This is a genomic window from Kitasatospora purpeofusca, assembly GCF_042691725.1.
GTDB classification, from domain to species: Bacteria; Actinomycetota; Actinomycetes; order Streptomycetales; family Streptomycetaceae; genus Kitasatospora; species Kitasatospora purpeofusca_B.
Map to the genome: position 1 here is coordinate 5,636,459 of NZ_CP170483.1, position 22,411 is coordinate 5,658,869.

Genomic DNA, 22,411 nt, shown 5'->3' on the forward strand with positions numbered 1-22,411 from the left:
CGGGCCCGACCGCACCCTCCACTGTGCCAGGTTCCGGGCGTTCCGGCCCCCGGGCTGTGAGATGGCTCCCAATTTTCGGGGCATACCAGGTCATTCTCCCCCAGGTCCACGCCGCTGTCGCGGTCCGAACCTGCGGGCCGGGCGCCCGTTCGCGTATGGTCCCAAGCCGGGAGCGGCCGTTCCGTTCCCCTCGCCCGCCCCGGGCCGGGCACGCCGAGGGGCGGACCGACCCAGGAATTGGCGCCGCCTAGGATGGCCTCCGTGATGCAGCCGTGATCAGATTCGACAACGTCTCCAAGACCTATCCCAAGCAGAACCGTCCCGCCCTGGACAACGTCTCGCTGGAGATCGAGAAGGGTGAGTTCGTCTTCCTGGTCGGCTCGTCCGGCTCGGGCAAGTCCACCTTCCTGCGCCTGTGCCTGCGCGAGGAGCGCCCCAGCAGCGGCGAGGTGCACGTGCTGGGCAAGGACCTGGGCAAGCTGTCCAACTGGAAGGTGCCGCACATGCGCCGCCAGCTGGGCACCGTCTTCCAGGACTTCCGCCTGCTGCCCAACAAGACGGTCGCGCAGAACGTCGCGTTCGCACTGGAGGTCATCGGCAAGCCGAAGAGCGCCATCAACAAGGTGGTGCCCGAGGTGCTCGACCTGGTCGGCCTCGGCGGCAAGGAGGACCGCATGCCGGGCGAGCTGTCCGGTGGTGAGCAGCAGCGCGTGGCGATCGCCCGGGCGTTCGTCAACCGCCCGATGCTGCTGATCGCGGACGAGCCCACCGGCAACCTCGACCCACAGAACTCGGTCGGCATCATGAAGCTGCTCGACCGGATCAACCGCACCGGCACCACCGTGCTGATGGCCACCCACGACCAGGCCATCGTCGACCAGATGCGCAAGCGCGTCATCGAGCTCGACAAGGGGCTGCTGGTCCGCGACCAGGCCCGCGGCGTCTACGGGTACCAGCACTGACCACTCGGCGCTGACCCCGTGGGCCGCCCGCCCGCCTCGCCCGACCAGCAGTACCGACCCTGGAGTTGTTGAACGCATGCGCGCCCAGTTCGTCCTGTCGGAGATCGGTGTGGGTCTCCGCCGCAACCTGACGATGACCATCGCGGTCGTCGTCAGCGTCGCGCTCTCCCTCGCCCTCGCCGGTGCCTCCCTCCTGGTCCGCGACCAGGTCAACTCGATGAAGGGGTACTGGTACGACAAGGTCGAGGTGAGCATCTACTTCTGCACCAAGGCCGACGCCCGGAACTCGCCCCAGTGCGACAAGGGCGCGGCCACCGACCAGCAGATCGCCGACATCAAGACCCAGCTGGACAAGATGGACTCGGTGGTCCAGTCCTCGACCTTCGAGAACTCCGCCGAGGCGTACAAGCACTGGAAGGAGATGAACCCGGACAACCCGCTCATCTCCGTCCTCGGCCCGGAGGCCATCCCGCAGTCCTGGCGGGTCAAGCTCAAGGATCCGACCAAGTACGACGTCATCCAGAGCGCCTTCGCCGGCAAACCCGGCGTCAAGTCGGTCGAGGACCAGCGGAAGATCCTGGAGAACCTCTTCGGCCTGCTGAACGGCCTCCAGACCGCGGCGTTCGTCATCATGGTGCTGATGCTCTTCGTCGCCCTGCTGCTGATCGTCAACACCGTTCGGGTGTCGGCGTACAGCAGGCGGCGCGAGACCGGCATCATGCGCCTGGTGGGTGCCTCGAACTTCTACGTGCAGATGCCGTTCATCGCGGAGGCCGCGTTCTCCGCGCTGCTCGGCGCCGTGATGGCCGCGGGTCTGCTGCTCGGCGGCCACTTCTTCGTCCAGAACTGGCTGGCCGAGCGGGTGCAGTTCATCCACTTCATCGGCCTGTCCTCGGTGCTGGCGGTGATACCGCTGCTGGTCGTGGTGGGTATGGGCATGGCCGGCATCGCGGCCTTCTTCACCCTCCGCAAGTACCTCAAGGTCTGAGGCCCGAGGGCCCGGACGCTCCGGCGGCCCCGGACGGCACTGCGCCGTCCGGGGCCGTCGGCGTTTCGCCGCCGCGCTTTTCCGGGCCGCGGCGTTTCCGGGAGGTTCTAGACTCCGGTCCATGCCAGTCACTCCCCGCGCGGCGCGTCAGGTGGCCACCCTCAGCGTGGTGTTCGGCGTGGTGCTGCTGGCCGGAGCCGCCACCGGCGCCTGGGGCGAGCCCGGCGCGACGGCGCGGCCGCCGTCCGCCGACACCGCGCAGGCCGCCGCCGCGACCATCGGCGCCGGCCAGGACCCGGCCGGCGCCGACCTCTCCGAGCAGCAGGCCGAGCACCTGATCGGCGCCACCGGCGACCGCTGGGGCGCGTACTACAGCGCCCAGGAGTACGCCGAGTTCAGCCAGGGCCTGGACGGCCGCTACCTCGGCGTGGGCCTGTCGGTGGGCCGCGGCGAGGACGGCGTCACCACCGTCTCCCAGGTGCGGCCCGGCGGGCCGGCCGCCGCCGCCGGGATCGCGGTCGGTGACCGGCTGCTGCGGATCGGCGAGGACCAGGCCGACCGGCTGCCGGTGACCGAGGTGGTCGCCCGGCTGCGCGGACGCGAGGGGGCCGAGCGGCAGCCCGGCTCGGAGGTGGTCCTGGCCGTGCGGCGCGACGACGGCGAGGAGCGCGAGGTCCGGCTGCGCAGGGCGCTGCTGGACAGCCAGCAGGTGACCGTCGAGCACCTGGCGGGCGGCGTGGTGCGGATCGCCGTGCGGGCCTTCACCTCCGGCGTGGCCGAACAGGTGCGCGCCGCCGCGCGCGGCGCGCGGGCCGGCGTGGTGCTCGACCTGCGCGGCAACTCCGGCGGCCTGGTCGACGAGGCCGCCGGTACCGCCGGGGTGTTCCTGGACGGCGGCCCGGTCGGCTCGTACCAGGACCGCGGCGGCACCCGGGAGCTGACCGCCCCGCCCGGCGGCGACCAGCGCACCCCGCTGGTGGTGCTGGTCGACGGCGGCACGATGAGCGCCGCCGAACTGCTCACCGGCGCGCTGCAGGACCGCGGCCGGGCCGTGGTGGTGGGCGGGCGCACCTTCGGCAAGGGCACCGTCCAGCAGCCCAGCCGGCTCGCCGACGGCGCGGTGCTGGAGCTGACCGTCGGCCGCTACTACACCCCGGCCGGCCGCTCACCGGAGGGCGCCGGCCTGGCCCCGGACGTCCCGGCGGGCGCCTCCGAGGACGCCTCCGCGCTCGCCCTGCGGGTCCTGGCCGGTCTGGGCAGCCGCGCGTAAAGGGGCTGCTCCGCACCGGGCGGAGGTGCGAGAATGACCGCGCTATGGCAAAGGAAACCGGACACAAGCTGATCGCGCAGAACAAGAAGGCGCGACACGAGTACACCATCCTCGACACCTACGAGTGCGGTCTCGTACTCACCGGCACGGAGGTGAAGTCACTGCGCGAGGGGCGGGCCAACCTGGTCGACGGCTACGCCTACATCCAGAACCACGAGGCGTGGATCGACAACGTCTTCATCCCCGAGTACACCCAGGGGACGTGGACCAACCACGCGGCGCGGCGCAAGCGCAAGCTGCTGCTGCACAAGCTGGAGATCCGCAAGATCGAGACGAAGGTCCGGGACGCCGGCCACACCCTCGTCCCGCTCTCGCTGTACTTCAAGGACGGCCGGGTGAAGCTCGAACTGGCGCTCGCGGTCGGCAAGAAGCTGTACGACAAGCGGCAGACCCTGCGCGAGAAGCAGGACACCCGCGAGACCGCGCGCGCGGTGGCGGCCGCCCGGCGACGCCAGGGTTAATCGGCTGGACCCCCGCTGGTCGCCTCGCGTACCATGGGGCCCAGCACCACGGACGGTCTCCGTCCGCGCTGTTTCTCAACAAAACATGGGGATGATCGGTTTCGACAGGGGATGTTGAAACAGGGGAAGCGAGCCGAGGAACGCGGCAATGATCTCGTTAACCACGTGTCGCAAAAAAATAATCGCCAACTCTAAGCGCGATTCCCAGCAGTTCGCTCTCGCTGCCTAATAAGCACCGATAGCGCTTGGGTGTCAGACCGGGGGGTTCCCGACCCGGACCCTGGCATAATCTAGGGAACTCAACCGTCCGCCCGGGCTGCGGGGGTGGATGGGAAATCAAACAGCAGCTGGGCCTGTTGGCGGCTTGTCCGTGTGACCGCCAGGGCCGAGAAAAGCACAGCGGACTGCGCTCGGAGAAGCCCTGAATTAGCACCACTGGACCCGGGTTCGATTCCCGGCATCTCCACCACCCCCATGTTCACAGTGAAGGCCGTCCACCGCGTTGCGGAGGGCGGCCTTCACGTTTCCCCGGGCCGGGGCGTAGGATCGTCCGTCCGCTCGTTTCCCGGAGCCGGATTCCGCCGCAACCACCGAGGCCATGCAGAGCAACACGGACACCAGCACCACGGACACCACCGCCGCCGACCACGAGACCGTGCGCGCGCGAGAGATCGCCGGCGAGCAGCGTCACCTCGACACCGTCTACCGCCGCCTGGAGGAGAAGCTCGCCGAGGCCGAGTACATCCTGGAGGACGCCGCCAAGCGCGTGCACGTCGGCACCCCCGGCGCGCTCGCCGAGCGCGACGCCCAGGTGTACCGGGCCGGCGCCCACCTCCAGCGGCTCAACAACGAGTTCGAGGACTTCCTGTTCGGCCGCATCGACCTTCAACGGCCCGACGCCCCGGAGGAGCACGGCATCCCCTCCAACACCCCGCTCGACCCGGCGGACCCGGCCGTCGCCGAGACCCTGCACATCGGCCGGCTCGGGGTGCTGGACGCCGAGTACGGCCCGCTGGTGATCGACTGGCGGGCCCCCGCCGCGGCGCCGTTCTACCGCTCCACCCCGCTGGAGCCCGGCCGGGTCATCCGGCGCCGGGTGATCCGCTCCAAGGGCCGCAGGGTGATCGGCGTCGAGGACGACCTGCTGCGTCCCGACCTCACCCCCACCCTGGACGGCGAGGAGCTGGCGGTGGTCGGCGACGGCGCGCTGATGGCCTCGCTGGGCCGCGCCCGCAGCCACTCGATGCGCGACATCGTCTCCTCCATCCAGAAGGAGCAGGACGAGGTGATCCGCGCCGCCGCGGCCGGCGCCACCCTGGTCACCGGAGGCCCCGGCACCGGCAAGACCGCCGTCGCGCTGCACCGGGCGGCCTTCCTGCTCTACCAGGACCGCCGCCGCTACGCCGGGGGCATCCTGGTGGTCTCGCCGACCCCGCTGCTGGTCTCCTACACCGAGGGCGTGCTGCCCTCGCTCGGCGAGGAGGGCCAGGTCGCCATCCGCGCGGTCGGCTCGCTGGTCGACGGCATCGAGGCCGGCACCTACGACACCCCGGAGGCGGCCCGGATCAAGGGCTCGGCCCGGATGGTCCAGCTGCTGCGCCGCGCCGCCCGGGCCGCGCTGGAGCTCGGCGCGCCGCAGGAGCTGAAGGTGGTCGCCCGCGGCGAGGTGCTGAAGCTGGACGCGGGCCGCCTCAAGGCGGTGCGCGGCAACGTCATCGGCTCCGGCGGCACCCCGCTCAACCTGCTGCGCCCGCGCGCCCGCCGGCTGCTGCTGGACGCGCTCTGGCAGCAGGCCGTGCGCCACCTGCCCAAGCCCGCCGACCACTACGCCCGCGAGCAGCGCCAGGAGGAGAGGGAGGCCTTCGACGAGTACGTCTCGGACGAGGCGCCGTTCCTGGACTTCCTGGACGCCTGGTGGCCCGCGGTCACCCCGCGCAGGGTGCTCGGCACCCTGAAGCACGCCCGGCACATCAACCGGATCGCCCGCCGCGCGGTCGCCCCCGACGAGGCGCGGCTGCTGGCGGCGTCCTGGCGGCACCTGTCGGAGCGCGGCGAGGGCGCGCTGTCGGCGCACGACGTGGCGCTGGTGGACGAGCTGCAGGTGCTGCTCGGCGAGCCGGTCCGCCCGAAGGTCCGCGAGGTGGACGCGGTGGACCTGCTGACCGGCCTGGAGGAGGTCACCACCTTCGCGGACCGGTCCGCCCGGCAACGCGAGCGTGTGCTTGTCGAGCGTGTTGAGTACGCGCACGTGATCGTCGACGAGGCGCAGGACCTCACCCCGATGCAGTGGCGGATGATCGGCCGCCGGTCCCGGATGGCCACCTGGACCATCGTCGGCGACCCGGCGCAGTCCTCCTGGCCGTTCCCCGAGGAGGCGCAGGCCGCGCTGGACGAGGTGCTGTCCGGCAAGCCGCGCCGCCGCTTCACGCTGACCGTGAACTACCGCAACCCCGCCGAGATCGCCGAGGTGGCGGCCAAGGTGCTGGCGCTGGCCGCGCCGGGCACGCCGTCGCCGAGCGCGGTGCGGCACGTGGGCGTCGAGCCGCGCTTCGCGGCCGTCACCGACCCGTCGCCGGAGGCCTTCGGCGCGGGCGCCCGGGCCGAGCTGGAGCGGCTGCTGGGCGAGGTGGACGGCACGGTGGCGGTGGTGGTGCCGATGGACCGGCGGGCCGAGGCGGCGCGCTGGGCCGAGGGTCTGGGCGAGCGCGTGGTGACGCTGGGCAGCCTGGAGGCCAAGGGCCTGGAGTACGACGCGACCGTGGTGGCCGACCCGACCGGGATCGCCGGGGAGTCCGAGGCGGGCCTGCGGGTGCTGTACGTGGCGCTGACCCGGGCGACCCAGCGGCTGACCGTGCTGTCCGGCCCGGACGACCTGCCGGACGCGGCCGGGGTTCCCGCGCTGCTGCGCGACTGACGGGCGCGGGCGACCGGCGAAGACTGACGGCCCGTACGGCCGGCCCACCCGGGTCGGCCGTACGGGCCGTCACGCACCGCGACCACGGCGAAGGCCCCCCACCCGGCGGGTGAGGGGCCTTCAGAAGTCACGACACCGACCCGCCATGCTCGCCTCGCGGCAAGTGGTCCCTCGAAGGGACGAAGGTTGGGCCCGGGGGCTTGGATCGAGCCGGTGTCCCGTCCAATGTAACGCATCGGGCGGTGGAGGCAAGAAGTTGTCGGGTCCGCACACTCAATGAACGTTATTTCTGACTACGCCCTGGTAGGTGCGACCATCGATGTCTAGCATGCGCAAGCGAGGGCTCTCAACAAATTGTTGAACTCGCGGACGGACGGACGGAAGAAGGAACGTCGATGGCGACGGTGCCCAGTGTCTCGAACTCGATCACGGTGCGGCTGGAGGTGCCGGCCAGAGGCAACGCCGTCAGCGCGATCACCACGGCGGTGGAGTCCTCCGGCGGCTCGGTGACCGGCCTCGACGTGACCGCCTCCGGCCTGGAGGCGCTGCGGATCGACGTGACGGTCGCCGCCTCCTCGGTGGCGCACGGCGAGGAGATCGTCGAGAAGCTCCGGGCGATCGACGGCGTCACCATCGGCAAGGTCTCGGACCGCACCTTCCTGATGCACCTCGGCGGCAAGATCGAGATGTCCTCGAAGCTGCCGATCCGCAACCGCGACGACCTCTCGATGATCTACACCCCGGGTGTCGCCCGGGTCTGCATGGCGATCGCCGAGAACCCCGAGGACGCCCGCCGCCTCACCATCAAGCGCAACAGCGTCGCGGTGGTCACCGACGGCTCCGCCGTGCTGGGCCTGGGCAACATCGGCCCGGCCGCCGCGCTGCCGGTCATGGAGGGCAAGGCGGCCCTGTTCAAGCGCTTCGCCGGGATCGACGCCTGGCCGATCTGCCTGGACACCCAGGACACCGACGAGATCGTGGCCATCGTCAAGGCGATCGCCCCGGGCTTCGCCGGCATCAACCTGGAGGACATCTCCGCGCCGCGCTGCTTCGAGATCGAGGCCCGGCTGCGCGAGGCCCTGGACATCCCGGTCTTCCACGACGACCAGCACGGCACCGCGATCGTGGTGCTGGCGGCGCTGATGAACGCGCTCAAGGTGGTCGGCAAGGAGATCGCCGACATCCGGGTGGTGATGTCGGGCGCCGGCGCCGCGGGCACCGCGATCCTCAAGCTGCTGATGGCGGCCGGCGTCGAGCACGCCACCGTGGCGGACGTGAAGGGCGTGGTCCACGAGGGCCGCGACGACCTCAACGACAGCCTGCGCTGGATCGCCGAGCACACCAACCGCTCGGGCCGCACCGGCACCCTCAAGGAGGCCGTGGCCGGCGCCGACGTGTTCATCGGCGTCTCCGCCCCGAACGTCCTGGACGGCGACGACCTGGCCACCATGGCCGAGGACGCGATCGTCTTCGCGCTGGCCAACCCGGACCCGGAGGTCGACCCGGGGGTGGCCCGGCAGACCGCCGCGGTGGTCGCCACCGGCCGCAGCGACTTCCCGAACCAGATCAACAACGTGCTGGTCTTCCCGGGCGTCTTCCGCGGCCTGCTGGACGCCCAGAGCCGCACCGTCAACACCGAGATGATGATCGCCGCCGCCCGCGCCCTGGCCGCCACCGTCGGCGACGACGAGCGCAACGCGAACTACATCATCCCCAGCGTGTTCCACAAGGACGTCGCCAAGACCGTCGCCGCCGCCGTCCGGGAGGCCGCCCTGGCCGCCGCCTCGGAGGAGCCCGCCCCGGCCCGCCCGACCCCGGGCATCGTCGGCACGCTCGACACCGCCTCCTTCCCGGCCGTGAAGCTCTGACGCCGGACCGCGCCGCCGGGCCCCTGCGCCGGGCCCGGCGACGCGCTCCCGCGGCGGCCGGCCGCGATGTGTCGGGGATCGGTCAAATGTCCGATTAGCGGTCGTACCCGCCCGTTCCCGCCCCGAACCCTTGCGACACAAGGGCGAGGGGCGTGTTTGGGCTTGTCGGACCTAGGGCGTACGGTAGCCCTGCACGGGTCAGGCGTGTCCGACAAGTACGGAACGTCCCCCCGGTCTTCCGGCGCGTCCTCCCGACCGCCGCCCGCGCCCGGTACGCCGGAGCCGACGGAGCGTCACACCTCCGGCGGGCGGGCGCTGTTCGGGTCGTTCCGCCGGGGCCCGATTGGCATTCTCGGGGCCGGTCGGGGCAGGATTCGTATCCGGGCAGGCAGGCGGGCCTTCGAAGGCACGGCGCGCGGCACTGGGTGCGGACCCGGCTCGCGACCACGCATTGCCTGCATGAGCACAGTGTGCGGACCTGCGGCCCAGCCGGGTGCCCCCGGTGGGAGTACCGACGGGCCCCCGCACACCGCAAGCGAACAGACCACAGGAGTACACATGAACCGCAGTGAGCTGGTGGCCGCGCTGTCCGAGCGCGCCGAGGTGACCCGCAAGGACGCCGACGCCGTTCTGGCCGCCTTCGCCGAGATCGTCGGCGAGGTCGTCGCCAAGGGCGACGAGAAGGTCACCATCCCCGGTTTCCTGACCTTCGAGCGCACCCACCGCGCCGCTCGCACCGCCCGCAACCCGCAGACCGGCGAGCCGATCCAGATCCCCGAGGGCTACAGCGCCAAGGTCAGCGCCGGCTCCAAGCTGAAGGAAGCCGCCAAGGGCGCCTGAACCGCCCCTTGAACGCCCGAGAGGCCGGGTCCCCGTCGCGGGGGCCCGGCCTCTCGCCGTGGCGGGGGGCGCCGGTCAGGCGCCGACCAGCTCCTCGCTGGCCCGCTCGCTCGGCAGCTCGACGTGGGCGCCGAGGTCGCGCAGCTTGTCCATGAAGTTCTCGTAGCCGCGGTTGATCAGGTCGATGCCGTGCACGGTCGAGGTGCCCTCGGCCGCCAGCGCCGCGATCAGGTACGAGAAGCCGCCGCGCAGGTCCGGGATGACCAGCTCGGAGCCGATCAGCTTGGACGGGCCGGAGACCACCGCGGAGTGCAGGAAGTTGCGGGCGCCGAAGCGGCACGGCGTGGCGCCCAGGCACTCGCGGTAGAGCTGGATGTGCGCACCCATCTGGTTGAGCGCGCCGGTGAAGCCCAGCCGCGACTCGTACACCGTCTCGTGCACGATGGACAGGCCGGTCGCCTGGGTCAGCGCGACCACCAGCGGCTGCTGCCAGTCGGTCTGGAAGCCGGGGTGGACGTCGGTCTCCAGGGCGATCGCGGTGAGCTCGCCGCCCGGGTGCCAGAACCGGATGCCCTCGTCGTCCACCTCGAAGGCGCCGCCGACCTTCCGGAAGGTGTTGAGGAAGGTCATCATCTCCAGCTGGCGGGCACCGCGGACGTAGATGTCGCCCTTGGTGGCCAGCGCCGCACAGGCCCAGGAGGCCGACTCCAGGCGGTCCGGCAGCGCGCGGTGGGTGTAGCCGTCCAGCTCGTCGACGCCGGTGATCAGGATGGTGCGGTCGGTGCCCAGCGTGATGATCGCACCCATCTTCTGCAGCACGCAGATGAGGTCGACGATCTCCGGCTCGATGGCGGCGTTGCGCAGCTCGGTGACGCCCTCGGCGAGCACCGCGGTGAGCAGCACCTGCTCGGTCGCGCCGACCGAGGGGTAGGGCAGCTCGATCCTGGTGCCGCGCAGGCGCTGCTGGGCGACCAGGTAGGTGCCCTGCGGGTGCTTCTCGATGGTGGCGCCGAACTGGCGCAGCACCTCGAAGTGGAAGTCGACCGGGCGGCCGCCGATGTCGCAGCCGCCCAGGCCCGGGATGAAGGCGTGGCCGAGGCGGTGCAGCAGCGGGCCGCAGAACAGGATCGGGATGCGCGAGGAGCCGGCGTGGGCGTCGATGTCGGCGACGTTGGCGCTCTCCACGTGCGAGGGGTCGAGGATCAGCTCGCCGTCCTCGTCGCCGGTGCGCACGGTCACGCCGTGCAGCTGGAGCAGCCCGCGGACCACCTTGACGTCGCGGATGTCCGGGACGTTGCGCAGTCTGCTGGGGCCCTGGCCGAGCAGGGCGGCGACCATGGCCTTGGGCACGAGGTTCTTCGCGCCGCGGACGCGGATCTCGCCTTCGAGCGGGTTTCCGCCGTGGACCAGCAGGACGTCGTCGGTCATCGTTCTCGCAATCCGGGGTGCCAGAGGAGTGGGTGGGGCTCGGCGACGAGCCATGCGGTGGAACGGTTGCACGGGCGCGTCGGGCCCCCGGAGTGACCGAATCGGCACCGTGGACGGGCGTCCACCATCAGTAGATGGTAGTGGTCGTGCCGATGGTTCCCGTGAGCCTCTCCCGTGATGGTGCTCTCCCCGGGCCCCGCGGCGCGCGCCGGCGCGTCCGTACGGGTGTGCGCGGCCGGTTCCCCGGCCCGCCGGTCCTCGGGTGTCCGCCGCGGGGGGTTCTGCGGGATCATGTGGGCATGACGGCGGCCCATTCGCACGCAGGCCGGTCCCACACCGGCCGTCTGCTCGTCGCGACGCCCGTGCTCACCGACCCGAACTTCGCCCGGGCGGTGGTGCTCCTCCTCGACCACGACGCCGAGGGGGCGCTCGGCGTGGTGCTGAACCGGCCGACCCCGGTCGAGGTCGGCAGCGTGCTCGACGGCTGGGGCGTGCTGGTCGGCCGGCCGGCGGTGCTGTTCCAGGGCGGGCCGGTGGCGCTGGACTCGGCGCTCGGCCTGGCGGTGGCACCGGGGGAGCCGGGCACCGGGGAGCCGCTCGGCTGGCGGCGGGTGCACGGTGCGATCGGCCTGGTGGACCTGGAGGCGCCGCCCGAGGTGCTGGCCGGCGAGCTGGGCGCGCTGCGGATCTTCGCCGGGTACGCCGGCTGGGCGCCGGGGCAGCTGGAGGCGGAGCTCTCCAGCGGCGCCTGGTACCTGGTGGACTGCGAGCCGGGGGACATCTCCAGCCCCGAGCCGGAGCGGCTCTGGCGCGCGGTGCTGCGCCGCCAGCGCGGCCCGCTGGCCCTGCTGGCGAGCTACCCGGACGATCCGACGCTCAACTGAGGGGAGCCGCGGTGGGGCGGACGCATCCGTGACATGTGCAGGCCGCCGCGACACTGGCCCGGTTTCGCGGGGCGCCCATAGACTTGGCACCCATGAGCACTCTTGAGCCCGAGCGCGGCCTCGGCACCGGCACCCTGGTCGAGCCCGTCCCCCAGGTGTCCCACGGGGACGGCGACCACGAGCGCTTCGCGCACTACGTCCAGAAGGACAAGATCATGGAGAGCGCCCTCTCCGGATCCCCCGTGGTGGCGCTCTGCGGCAAGGTGTGGGTGCCCGGGCGCGACCCGAAGAAGTACCCGGTCTGCCCGATGTGCAAGGAGATCTACGACGGCATCGGCAAGCCGCAGGGCGGCGACGACAACGGCAAGCAGTAGGTAGCCCGCTCCGTTTTCCGCACCGCCGTTTTGCATTGCACGGCGATTCCGAGGTGGTCTATGCCAGTCGTCCGGGCCGGGGGAGGATGGCGCAATGGACCTCATTCCCGCCCCCGTGAGTTCCGTCCGCCTCCCGGACCGGGACTTCCCGCTCGACCGGACCACCACCCTGACCGCGCCGCCGGAGCTGGCCGGGGCCGAGCGGTGGCTGCGCTCCTCGCTGACCGCCGCCACCGGCCTGCCGCTCGCCCCCGGGCGGCCCGGCGAGGGCGTCGAACTAGTTCACGACGACACGCTGGCCGCCGAGGCGTACCGGCTCTCGGTGCGCCCCGGCCACGCGGTGATCACCGCCGGCGGGCCGGCCGGGGCGCTCTGGGGCGCCCAGACGCTGCGCCGGCTGCTCGGCCCGGACGCCTACCGGCGTGCCCCGCTGCGCTCGGAATGGGTGCTGCCCGGCGTGGACATCGAGGACGCGCCCCGGTTCGGCTGGCGCGGCGCGCTGCTGGACGTCGCCCGGCACTTCCTGCCCAAGGCGGACGTGCTGCGCTTCGTCGACCAGCTGTCCGCGCACAAGCTCAACGTGCTGCACCTGCACCTGACCGACGACCAGGGCTGGCGGGTGGAGATCAAGCGCTACCCGAGGCTCACCGAGGCGGCGTCCTGGCGCGAGCGCTCGATGGTCGGCTACCGGGCCGGCCAGCGCCGCGACGACCGTCCGCACGGCGGCTTCTACACCCAGGCCGACCTGCGCGAGATCGTCGCGTACGCGGCCGAGCGGGGCATCACGGTGGTGCCCGAGATCGAGCTGCCGGGCCACACCCAGGCCGTCGTCGCCGCCTACCCCGAGCTGGGCAACACCGACGTGGTGGACACCGCGGCGCTCGGCGTGTGGACCGACTGGGGCGTCAGCCAGAACGTGCTCAACGCGTCCGAGGCCACCCTGCGGTTCTTCGAGGGGGTGCTGGAGGAGGTCCTGGAGCTCTTCCCGTCCGAGTTCATCCACCTCGGCGGCGACGAGTGCCCCAAGGAGCAGTGGAAGGACAGCGCCGCCGCGCAGGCGCGGATCCGCGAGCTGGGCCTGTCCAACGAGGACGAACTGCAGAGCCACATCATCCGGCACTTCGACCGCTGGCTGGCCGGGCGCGGCCGGCGGCTGATCGGCTGGGACGAGATCCTGGAGGGCGGACTGGCCCCCGGCGCCGCCGTGTCGTCCTGGCGCGGCTACGGCGGCGGGATCGCCGCCGCGCAGGCCGGGCACGACGTGGTGATGTGTCCGGAGCAGCAGGTCTACTTCGACCACCGGCAGGCGCCGGGCGAGGACGAGCCGATCCCGGTCGGCTTCGTGCGCACCCTGGAGGACGTCTACCGGTTCGAGCCGGTGCCCCCGCAGCTCGACGAGGCCGCGGCCCGTCGGGTGATCGGGACCCAGGCGAACCTGTGGAGCGAGTTCATGCACAGCGCCCGGGACATCGACTACCGGGCCTTCCCGCGGCTCGCGGCCTTCGCCGAGGTCGCCTGGTCGGCGCTGCCCGCCGACCCGGCCGACCGCGACTTCGCCGGCTTCGAACGGCGGATGACGGGCCACCTGGAGGTGCTGGACGCGCTCGGCGTCGAGTACCGCCCGGCCGCCGGTCCGCACCCGTGGCAGACCTGGCCCGGGGTGCAGGGCCGGCCGATCGAGGGGCCGCCGCCGGTCGTCTGACGGCGCGCCGGGCAGGCGGGCGGACATCACCCACGGGAACTTCCGAGTGGTCGTCGGACGTCAAGAACAGATGAACATCCGACCCGGTCCCTGTCGGACCGGGTCGGATACCGCCCGGTATCGGTCCCAATCGGGCAGTACCGTTCGCCTGTCCCGAAATGATCATCGAGCATTGTGTGCCAGAGTTGCCCAACCCGGCCCGATCGCCCGTACCCTACGGGCCAGGCCGGGCTGCCGGAGCGAAAGACCCCGGCCGAGGGCCGCGGCGGCAGGCGATCGATGAGCAAGTGGAGCACGGTGGGACCCAGGTGAACCGGACGATCATGCTGCCGGCCTCCCTCGACGAGGCTGTCGAAGCGCTGGCCGCTCACCCGGCCGCGGTACCGGTGGCCGGCGCCACCGACCTGATGGAGGCCGTCAACGCCGGGCGCCTGCGCCCCGCCGCCCTGGTCGGCCTCGGGCGGATCACCGAACTCCGCGGCTGGCGCTACGAGGACGGCGGCACCGCTGTGCTGGGCGCCGGGCTCACCCACGCCCGGATGGACCGCCCCGACTTCGCCGCGCTCATCCCCGCGCTCGCCGACGCGGCCCGCACCGCCGGCCCCCCGCAGGTGCGCAACGTCGGCACGCTCGGCGGCAACCTCGCCACCGCCGCCCCGGCCGGCGACACCCTCCCGGTGCTCGCCGCACTGGAGGCCAGCGTCACCCTCGCCCGGGCCGGCGCCACCCGGGAGGTCCCGGTCAGCCACCTGCTCACCGGCCTCGACCCGCTGCGCCCCGGCGAACTGCTCACCTGGGTGCGCGTCCCGCTGCTGCACGCCCCGCAGGTCTTCCTCAAGGCCACCGGCCGCAGCGGCCCGGCCCGCGCCACCGCCTCCGTCGCCCTCGTCCTCGACCCCGCCCGGCGCGCCGTGCGCTGCGCCGTCGGCGCCGTCGCCCCGGTGCCGCTGCGCCCCCTGGAGGCCGAGGCCTGGGTGGCCGGCTGCATCGACTGGGACGGCTCGCGGGAGATCGACCCCGCCGCGACCGCCGCCTTCGGCGAGTACGTGGCCGCCGCCTGCGTCCCCGACGGCTACGGCGCGGAGGGCGCCTGGGAGGCCGTCACCGAGGGGCCGAGCGCGGCCGCCGTCCGCCTGCGGCGTACCGTAGCCGTGCTGGCCCGCAGGGCACTGGGAAGGGCGCTCAAGTGACCACAGACCACCCCATCGAGGCCCTGGACGCGGGGCTGCTCGACCACGCGCACGACCACGCGCCGCAGGTCAGCCGCGAACTGCGGCCGACCACCTCGTACAGCCTGCGGGTGAACGGCTTCGAACGGCCCGTCACCGACGCCTGGATCGGCGAGAGCCTGCTCTACGTGCTGCGCGAGCGGCTCGGCCTGGCCGGCGCCAAGGACGGCTGCGAGCAGGGCGAGTGCGGGGCCTGCTCGGTGCAGGTCGACGGGCAGCTGGTGGCCGGCTGCCTGGTGCCCGCCGCGCTGGCGCAGGACAGCGAGATCAACACCGTCGAGGGCCTGTCGGCCGGCGGCGGCGCCAGCGACGTCCAGCAGGCGCTGGCGGAGTCCGGCGCGGTGCAGTGCGGCTACTGCGTGCCCGGCCTGGCGATGGCCGTGCACGACCTGCTCCAGCGCAACCACCGGCCCACCGAGGTCGAGGCGCGGCAGGCGCTGTGCGGCAACCTCTGCCGGTGCACCGGCTACCGGGGCGCGCTGGCCGCCGTGCAGAGCGTCGCCGACGCGCGCGCGGCACAGGCCGGTGCGGCGGACGGGGCGGCCGCCGCCGAGGAGGCCGCCAAGGCCGCCGCGGCTCCCGCCCCGGACGAGGCCCCCGCGACCGCGCCGGTGCCCGCCGCGAGCCCCGCGGACGACGCCGCGACCGCCGCCGACCTGCCGGTGTACACCGACGGCGACGCCTGGATCGAGCACGTCCCGCAGCCGACCGCCGCGCAGGCCGCCCCGCCGGCGGCCCCCGCCGCCGGTGTGCCGTACGGCGCCTCCGACGGCGCGGGCGGCTACGACAGCGGGGTGTACGACACCACCGTGCTGGCCCCGATCCGGGACGTCCCGGCGCAGCCGGCCGACGGGTCCACCGGCTTCCACCCGGTCCAGGGCTACCCCGGGCAGCAGCCCTACCCGGGCACCACCCCGGCGCACGGCACCTACCTGCCCGGGGCCGGCGGCTACCCGGAGGCGGGCGGCTACCCGCAGCAGCCCGGCTACGACCAGGGCCCGGCCTACGACGGCGCGGCGTACGACGGCCCCGTCTACGAGACCCCGGGCGCCGGCTACCCGCAGCGGCCCGGCCACGACGGCGGCACCCCCGCGCACGGCACGCCGTACATCCCCACGCCCCCGCACGGCGTCCCGGCCGAGGGCACCGCCCCGGCCGGTGTCCCGTACGGCGCCACCCCCGCCCACGGCATCCGGCTCCCCGAGGACGACCACGCATCATGACGTCGCCTACCGACATCGGCGCAGCACTCCCGCAGGACGGCGACGCGGGCGGCGCGACGGAGCCGTTCGGGCTGGGCAGCTCCCCGCTGCGCAGCGACGCCCTGCCCAAGGCGCTCGGCATCTACCCGTACGCCGCCGACCTGTGGGCCGAGGGCCTGCTGTGGGGCGCGGTGCTGCGCTCGCCGCACCCGCACGCGCGGATCCGCGGCATCGACACCTCGGCCGCGCTGGCCCTGCCCGGCGTGCACGCCGTGGTCACCGCCGCCGACCTGCCGTCCGGCCCGGACGGCCTGCCGGACGGTGCGCCGTCCGGGCCGATCGTCGCCGACCGGCCGGTGCTCGCCGCCGGGGTGGTCCGCCACCACGGCGAACCGGTGGCCGCGGTCGCCGCCGACCACCCCGACACCGCCCGGCTCGCGGTCGGCCTGATCGCCGTCGACTACGAGCCGCTGGACGCCGTCACCGACCCCGAGCAGTCCTTCACCGCCCCGCCGCTGCACCCGGACGGCAACCTCTTCCGCCACCTGCCGCTGCGCAGCGGCGACCCGGAGGCGGCCGGCGAGCTCGTCGTCGAGGGCCTGTACCAGGTGGGCCGGCAGGACCCGGCGCCGCTGGGCGCCGAGGCGGGCCTGGCCGTGCCGCGCCCGGACGGCGGGGTCGAGCTGCACCTGTCCTCCACCGACCCGCACGGCGACCGCGACCGCACCGCCGCCTGCCTCGGCCTGGAGCCGGACCGGGTCCGACTGGTGGTCACCGGCGTGCCCGGCGCCACCGCCGACCGCGAGGACCCGTCCTTCCAGGTCACCCTGGCGCTGCTGGCGCTGCGCACCGGCCGCCCGGTGAAGATGACGCTCACCCGCGAGGAGTCCTTCCACACCCACGCCTCGCGGCACCCGGCGCTGCTGCGCTACCGCCACCACGCGGACGCCGAGGGCCGGCTGGTGAAGGTCGAGGCGCAGATCCTGCTCGACGGCGGCGCCTACGCGGAGGTCTCGGCCGAGGCGCTAGCCGCCGCCACCGCCTTCTCGGTCGGCCCGTACAACTGCCCCAACGTCTTCGTGGACGCCTGGGCGGTGCGCACCAACAACCCGCCGGCCGGCCGGATGCGCGGCGAGGGCGCGCTGCAGGCGTGCTTCGCCTACGAGTCGCAGCTGGACCAGCTGGCCGCCCGGGTCGGCATCGACCCGGTGGAGATCCGCCGCCGCAACGTGATGGCGACCGGCGACCCGCTGCCCACCGGACAGGCCGTCACCTGCCCGGCCCCGGTGGCCGCGCTGCTGGAGGCCGTCGCCGGGGAGCCGCTGCCGGCGCTGCCGGTGGACGACCCGGACGCCGAGTGGCTGCTGCCGGGCGGGCCCGGCGGCGCCGGGGACCCGGCCGCGGTGCGGCGCGGCATCGGCTACGCGCTGGGCATGGTGCACATGCTGGGCGCCGAGGGCGAGGACGAGGTCTCCACCGCGACGGTGCGGGTCAGCGGCGACCACGCCACGGTGATCTGCGCCGCGGTCGACGCCGGCCAGGGCTTCGCCACGCTGGCCCGGCAGATCGTGCAGAGCGTGCTGGGCGTCAGCGAGGTGTACATCGCGCCGGCCGACAGCGACCAGTCGGTGGCCGGGCCGTCTGCCCGGGGCCGGCACACCTGGGTGTCCGGCGGCGCCGTCGAGCGGGCCGCGCTGATGGTCCGCCACCAGCTGCTCCAGCCGATCGCCGCGGACTTCGGGATGTCGGCGGAGCTGCTGCAGATCGCCGACGGCAAGATCACCTCGTACGACGGGGTGCTCGGCATGCCGGTGGCCGAGGCGCTGGAGGGCAAGGAGCTCTGGGCGACCGCGCAGTGCCGCCCGCACCCGACCGAGCCGCTGGACGAGGCGGGGCAGGGCGACGCCTTCGTCTCCATCGCGTTCTGCGCGATGCGCGCGGTGGTGGACGTGGACATCGAGCTCGGCGCCGTCCGGGTGGTCGAGGTGACGGTCGCCCAGGAGGTCGGCCGGGCGCTGAACCCGCGGCAGATCGAGGACCGGATCGAGGCGGGCGTCGCCCAGGGCGTCGGCCTGGCGCTGCTGGAGGAGCTCCGCACCGAGGGTGGCCTGCTGGCCAACCCCTCGCTCACCGGCTACCGGCTGCCGACCGCGCTGGACACCCCGGAGATCCGGGTGGCCGCCCTGCTGGAGGAGCGCGACGTGGTGGCCCCGTTCGGGGCCAAGGCGGTCAGCGCGGTGCCGGCGGTGACCGCGCCGGCGGCGGTGGCCGCGGCGGTGCGCGCCGCCACCGGCCTGCCGGTGGGCCGGCTGCCGATCCGCCCGGAGGACGCCGTCACCGGCTGAGCGGATACCGGCTGGGCGGATACCGGGGAGTTCCGCGCGGAATTGTCTGCGGAATTCCCCGGAAAAGCACGGCGAATTGCCGGTCGACGCTTTCGGGCATCGACCGGCAATTCGCTTTCTCGGAGGCCATGACGGGAATCGAACCCGTGTACACCGCTTTGCAGGCGGTTCCCTAAACCACTCGGGCACACGGCCGTGGGGTGGAGCTGGACTGCGGGTGCGCTCAGGCGCAGCGGCAGCAGCGACAGGCGCGACAACACCGGGGAGCGGTGGCGCAGGTGCGGGGCGCGCGGGCCGCCGTCTTCCTGTCCATGTCCGACTCCTGTCGTCGTTCGCCGTGTTGGTGAATTCAGTCTGGCGGAATGCCCGGCGGAACGTCAATATCCATTTGTAAATTCTGTGTGGCGGGATTTCCGGCGGGGTGTGCTACGGTCGGGGACAGGTGGCCCCGCGTGGCCGCCCCGGACGAGCGCGTCGTACCCGGTGACGACAAGACGGCGCAGTGACAGCGGCAACCCGGCCGCTGCCGACTGCGGAGGTACGACCGTCATGGCTTGGCTCGTTCTGGTTCTGTCCGGCGTCCTGGAGACCGTGTGGGCGGTGGCCCTGGACTCCTCCAAGGGCTTCTCCCGCCTCGTCCCGACGGTGGTGTTCGCAGTGGCGCTGGCGCTCTCGATGGGCGGCCTGGCGTACGCGATGCGCTCGATCCCGATCGGTACCGGCTACGCGGTGTGGGTCGGCATCGGCGCGGTGGGTACGGCGCTGTACGGCATGGCGGTGCTGGGGGACGCGGTGACCGCGGCCAGGATCGGCTGCCTGCTGCTGATCGTCTCCGGCGTGGTGGGCCTCAAGGTGCTGCACTGACGATGGCCTAGGTCCGGAGTCGGAGAGGACGGGGGACCAGGGTCAGGGGTTATCGGCCCAGGCGCGCCTTACGATCATACGTATGACCACTGCCTCCCCAGCCTCGGCCGATACCGCCTTCGTTCCGATACCGACCGACCCCGGCGGAGGGGTCATGGGCGACCGTTTCCGGGCCCTGACCCTGGGGATCGTCTCGGTGGTCCTGGTGATCGCCTTCGAGGCGACCGCCGTCAACACCGCGATGCCGGTGGCCGCCCGCGAGCTGGACGGCCTCGGGCTGTACGCCTTCGCCTTCTCCGGCTACTTCACCACCACGCTGTTCGCCCTGGTCGTCTCGGGCCAGTGGTGCGACCGGAGCGGTCCGCTGCAACCGCTGTTCACCGGCATCGCGGTGTTCGGCGTGGGCCTGCTGGTGGCCGGCTCGGCACCCGGGATGTGGATCTTCGTCGGCGGCCGGGCGATCCAGGGACTCGGCGGCGGCCTGGTGATCGTCGCGCTCTACGTGGTGGTCGGCCGGGCCTATCCCGAGCGGTTGCGGCCCGCGGTGTTCGCGGCCTTCTCCTCGGCCTGGGTCCTGCCCTCGATCGTCGGGCCGGTGGTCTCCGGGGCGGTCACCCAGCACCTCGGCTGGCGCTGGGTCTTCCTCGCCGTGCCGGCCCTGATCCTGCTGCCGCTGGCGGTGATGGGCCCGGCGCTGCGCCGCTCGGAGAAGGATCAGCCGGTGCTCAGGGGCGCCGCGTTCGACCGCCGCCGCACCGGGCTGGCCGCGATGGCCGCGCTCGGCGCCGGTCTGCTGCAGTACGCGGGCCAGCGGCTGGACCTGATCGGCCTGCTGCCGGCCGTCGCGGGGGCGGCGCTGCTGGTCCCGGCGGTGCTCGGGCTGCTGCCGGCCGGGACGCTGCGGGCCGGGCGCGGGCTGCCGACGGTCATCCTGCTGCGCGGGGTCGCGTCGGGGGCGTTCTTCGCGGCCGAGGCGTTCATCCCGCTGATGATGGTGACCGAGCGGGGCCTGTCGCCGACGCTGGCCGGGCTCACCCTGACCAGCGGCGGCCTGACCTGGGCGCTCGGCTCCTGGATCCAGGGCCGGCCGGGGGCGGAGCGGTACCGCGCGCTGATGATCCGCGGCGGCTTCGTGCTGACCGCGGTGGCCATCGCGCTGGCGGCGCTGGCGCTCGTCCCGGCGGTGCCGACCTGGGTGGCGGCGATCGCCTGGGGCGTCGGCGGGCTCGGCATGGGCCTGGCGGTCGCGAGCGTCAGCGTGCTGATGATGAGGCTGTCGACGCCGGAGGACGCCGGGGCCAACTCGGCCTCGCTCCAGGTGAGCGACGCGCTGGGCAACGTGCTGCTGGTGGGCCTGGCCGGGGTGCTGTTCGCGGCGCTGGGCGGCGGCTCGGTGGCCGCCGCCCACGAGGGATCCGGGGGCACCGGCTCGACCGGTGCGTTCGCGGTGATCTTCGTGACCATGACCGGGGTCGCGCTGCTCGGCGCGCTGGTCTCGGGCCGGGTCCGGAAGGCCGCCTGAGGGCTCAGCCGGTGACGGCGGAGGTGGGCGGGCGATCAGCGGTGCCGAGGAACGTCTCCCAGCCTCCGGCCGGCGCCTGGCCCGGGCCGAGGGTCTGCAGCTTGCGCAGCACCGCCGGGTCCTGGGCGTCCAGCCAGTCCACCAGCTGACGGAAGGACACCAGCCGCACCTCGGGCCGCCCGGCGATCGACTTGAGCACCTCCTCGACGGCGTTCATGTAGATGCCGCCGTTCCACTCCTCGAAGTGGTTGCCGATGACGAACGGCGCGCGGTTGGTGGTGTAGGCGCGCTCGAAGCCCATCAGATAGGCGTCCCGGGCCTGGGTCTGGTAGCCGGGGTGCAGCGCCGGGTCGGCCTTGGTGTTGCTGCCGCACTGGTTGAACATGATGTTGTAGTCCATCGACAGCACCTGGAAGGTGTGCCCGGGGAACGGGATGGACTGCAGCGGGAGGTCCCAGAGCGCGCCGCCCTGGATCTTCTGCGGCCAGCTCTGCGTGCCGTTGCCGCTGCTGTCGTAGCGCCAGCCGCGCTTGACGGCGGTGGGCAGCAGGTTGCGCTGGCCCTCCAGGCAGGGGGTGCGACTGCCGATCAGCTCCTTGCGGTAGTCGAAGGGCAGCGCCGGCAGGTCGGTGAAGCCGGTGTTGGTGCGCCAGTTCGTCACGAAGTCCATCGCCTGCTGGATCTCGCTGTCCCACTCCTCCGGCGACCACTTGCCGACGCCGGTGGCGCCGCAGAAGTGGCCGTTGAAGTGGGTGCCGATCTCGTGGCCCTCCAGCCAGGCGGCGTGCAGGTTCTCCAGCGTGTCGTGGATGTGCTGGTCGCTCAGGTAGCCGATGTCGGAGGCGCCGACCTTGTGCTGCGGCGGGCGGTAGAGGTCCTTCCGCGACTCGGGCAGCAGGTAGAGGCCGCTGAGGAAGAAGGTCATCGAGGCGTCGTGCTCCCGGGCGAGCCGGCGAAAGCGCCGGAACAGCCCGTTGTCGAGCTCGCCGGCGCCGTCCCAGGAGAAGACCACGAACTGCGGCGGGCGCCGGCCGGGTTGCAGCGCCTCGGGGACGGGCTGGCCCGGCTGCGGGCCGGTGTCCGAGGTGGAGCCGTCGCCGATCAGGGTGACCGGGGGCTTGGCCGCCTCGGTCGGGACCGCCACGTGGTCCTCGGCCGGGGTGGCCGGCGCCGGGGCCGGAGTGGTCGTCTGCCCGCTGCCCGGGTCCGTCCGGGACCCGCAGCCCGCGGCGAGGGCGGCGGCGCCCGCGGCGCCCGCGGCCAGCAGGGTGCGACGGGAGAGAGCGTCCATGGTCACTCCGTTCGTGGGGCGTGCGCGGGGCGGGGCACGGTAGGCGCGGCGCACGGTCGTCCGGGCGGACCGGGGCCCGGTCGGACAAGTGCGGTGATAGGCCTGTGAACGGGGTCAGCATGGCATGTGATCGAGATCGGTCAGTGATTCACCACGGACGGTCGGAACTCATCGCCCGAAGGATGCAACCGGGATGCCGTTCCTGAG

Annotated in this window: 17 protein-coding genes, 1 tRNA gene, 1 other RNA gene and 1 riboswitch; of the genes, 16 read left to right on the forward strand and 3 right to left on the reverse strand. The window is 73.1% G+C overall.

Translation table 11 applies throughout. The features are described 5' to 3' along the window. Window positions 1–272: 272 nt before the first annotated feature. From ftsE to ACFCLZ_RS24340, 8 genes are all read left to right on the forward strand, one after another. On the forward strand, window positions 273–962 hold the full coding sequence (gene ftsE / locus ACFCLZ_RS24305) for a cell division ATP-binding protein FtsE (protein ID WP_350544679.1): 690 nt from the start codon (window positions 273–275) through the stop codon (window positions 960–962). Window positions 963–1,038: 76 nt separating this feature from the next. Then, window positions 1,039–1,950, forward strand: a complete 912-nt coding sequence (gene ftsX, locus ACFCLZ_RS24310; RefSeq protein ID WP_380279222.1) for a permease-like cell division protein FtsX — start codon at window positions 1,039–1,041, stop codon at window positions 1,948–1,950. A gap of 121 nt (window positions 1,951–2,071) precedes the next feature. Beyond that, complete coding sequence (locus ACFCLZ_RS24315; protein WP_380279224.1) at window positions 2,072–3,220, forward strand: S41 family peptidase; 1,149 nt, start codon at window positions 2,072–2,074, stop codon at window positions 3,218–3,220. Between the two features lie 44 nt (window positions 3,221–3,264). Continuing rightward, window positions 3,265–3,741 (forward strand): SsrA-binding protein SmpB, encoded by a 477-nt coding sequence (gene smpB / locus ACFCLZ_RS24320; protein WP_363571207.1) that lies wholly within the window; start codon window positions 3,265–3,267, stop codon window positions 3,739–3,741. Window positions 3,742–3,828: 87 nt separating this feature from the next. Next, window positions 3,829–4,210: a transfer-messenger RNA gene (ssrA, locus tag ACFCLZ_RS24325) on the forward strand. Window positions 4,211–4,339: 129 nt separating this feature from the next. Beyond that, on the forward strand, window positions 4,340–6,655 hold the full coding sequence (locus tag ACFCLZ_RS24330) for a HelD family protein (protein ID WP_380279226.1): 2,316 nt from the start codon (window positions 4,340–4,342) through the stop codon (window positions 6,653–6,655). Between the two features lie 395 nt (window positions 6,656–7,050). Next, the gene (locus ACFCLZ_RS24335; protein ID WP_380279228.1) at window positions 7,051–8,523 is read left to right on the forward strand and encodes an NAD-dependent malic enzyme; all 1,473 of its coding nucleotides are present in this window, start codon (window positions 7,051–7,053) and stop codon (window positions 8,521–8,523) included. Between the two features lie 558 nt (window positions 8,524–9,081). Continuing rightward, window positions 9,082–9,363 carry an HU family DNA-binding protein gene (locus ACFCLZ_RS24340; RefSeq protein ID WP_030308200.1) on the forward strand — a complete coding sequence of 94 codons (282 nt, stop codon included), beginning with the start codon at window positions 9,082–9,084 and terminating at the stop codon, window positions 9,361–9,363. A gap of 75 nt (window positions 9,364–9,438) precedes the next feature. On the opposite strand, the gene murA is transcribed toward ACFCLZ_RS24340, so the two are convergent. Continuing rightward, on the reverse strand, window positions 9,439–10,791 hold the full coding sequence (gene murA / locus ACFCLZ_RS24345) for a UDP-N-acetylglucosamine 1-carboxyvinyltransferase (RefSeq protein ID WP_380279230.1): 1,353 nt from the start codon (window positions 10,789–10,791) through the stop codon (window positions 9,439–9,441). A 299-nt stretch (window positions 10,792–11,090) separates the two neighbouring features. On the opposite strand from murA, the gene ACFCLZ_RS24350 reads away from it, so the two are divergent. From ACFCLZ_RS24350 to ACFCLZ_RS24375, 6 genes are all read left to right on the forward strand, one after another. Continuing rightward, window positions 11,091–11,675 (forward strand): YqgE/AlgH family protein, encoded by a 585-nt coding sequence (locus tag ACFCLZ_RS24350; RefSeq protein ID WP_380279232.1) that lies wholly within the window; start codon window positions 11,091–11,093, stop codon window positions 11,673–11,675. A gap of 92 nt (window positions 11,676–11,767) precedes the next feature. Continuing rightward, the gene (locus ACFCLZ_RS24355; RefSeq protein ID WP_376089604.1) at window positions 11,768–12,049 is read left to right on the forward strand and encodes a DUF3039 domain-containing protein; all 282 of its coding nucleotides are present in this window, start codon (window positions 11,768–11,770) and stop codon (window positions 12,047–12,049) included. Between the two features lie 94 nt (window positions 12,050–12,143). Further along, window positions 12,144–13,751, forward strand: coding sequence for a beta-N-acetylhexosaminidase (locus ACFCLZ_RS24360; RefSeq protein WP_380279234.1), 1,608 nt, complete (start codon window positions 12,144–12,146; stop codon window positions 13,749–13,751). A 323-nt stretch (window positions 13,752–14,074) separates the two neighbouring features. After that, window positions 14,075–14,941: an FAD binding domain-containing protein gene (locus ACFCLZ_RS24365; RefSeq protein WP_380286259.1), complete on the forward strand. Its 867-nt coding sequence runs from the start codon at window positions 14,075–14,077 to the stop codon at window positions 14,939–14,941. Beyond that, window positions 14,938–16,203 carry a 2Fe-2S iron-sulfur cluster-binding protein gene (locus ACFCLZ_RS24370; RefSeq protein ID WP_380279236.1) on the forward strand — a complete coding sequence of 422 codons (1,266 nt, stop codon included), beginning with the start codon at window positions 14,938–14,940 and terminating at the stop codon, window positions 16,201–16,203. Before ACFCLZ_RS24365 ends, ACFCLZ_RS24370 begins: the two co-directional genes overlap by 4 nt. Beyond that, on the forward strand, window positions 16,200–18,527 hold the full coding sequence (locus ACFCLZ_RS24375) for a xanthine dehydrogenase family protein molybdopterin-binding subunit (protein ID WP_380279238.1): 2,328 nt from the start codon (window positions 16,200–16,202) through the stop codon (window positions 18,525–18,527). Before ACFCLZ_RS24370 ends, ACFCLZ_RS24375 begins: the two co-directional genes overlap by 4 nt. A gap of 123 nt (window positions 18,528–18,650) precedes the next feature. Here the strand turns inward: ACFCLZ_RS24375 and ACFCLZ_RS24380 are convergent. Continuing rightward, a tRNA-Cys gene (locus ACFCLZ_RS24380) sits at window positions 18,651–18,722 on the reverse strand. Window positions 18,723–18,965: 243 nt separating this feature from the next. Further along, window positions 18,966–19,031: riboswitch (guanidine-III (ykkC-III) riboswitch) on the forward strand. 45 nt (window positions 19,032–19,076) lie between these two features. On the opposite strand from ACFCLZ_RS24380, the gene ACFCLZ_RS24385 reads away from it, so the two are divergent. Both ACFCLZ_RS24385 and ACFCLZ_RS24390 read left to right on the forward strand, forming a co-directional pair. After that, window positions 19,077–19,391, forward strand: coding sequence for a DMT family transporter (locus tag ACFCLZ_RS24385; RefSeq protein WP_380279240.1), 315 nt, complete (start codon window positions 19,077–19,079; stop codon window positions 19,389–19,391). Window positions 19,392–19,473: 82 nt separating this feature from the next. Then, window positions 19,474–20,913 (forward strand): MFS transporter, encoded by a 1,440-nt coding sequence (locus ACFCLZ_RS24390; protein WP_380279241.1) that lies wholly within the window; start codon window positions 19,474–19,476, stop codon window positions 20,911–20,913. A 4-nt stretch (window positions 20,914–20,917) separates the two neighbouring features. Here ACFCLZ_RS24390 and ACFCLZ_RS24395 read toward each other — a convergent pair whose 3' ends face one another. Then, window positions 20,918–22,204, reverse strand: a complete 1,287-nt coding sequence (locus ACFCLZ_RS24395) for a hypothetical protein (RefSeq protein ID WP_380279243.1) — start codon at window positions 22,202–22,204, stop codon at window positions 20,918–20,920. Window positions 22,205–22,411: the final 207 nt, after the last annotated feature.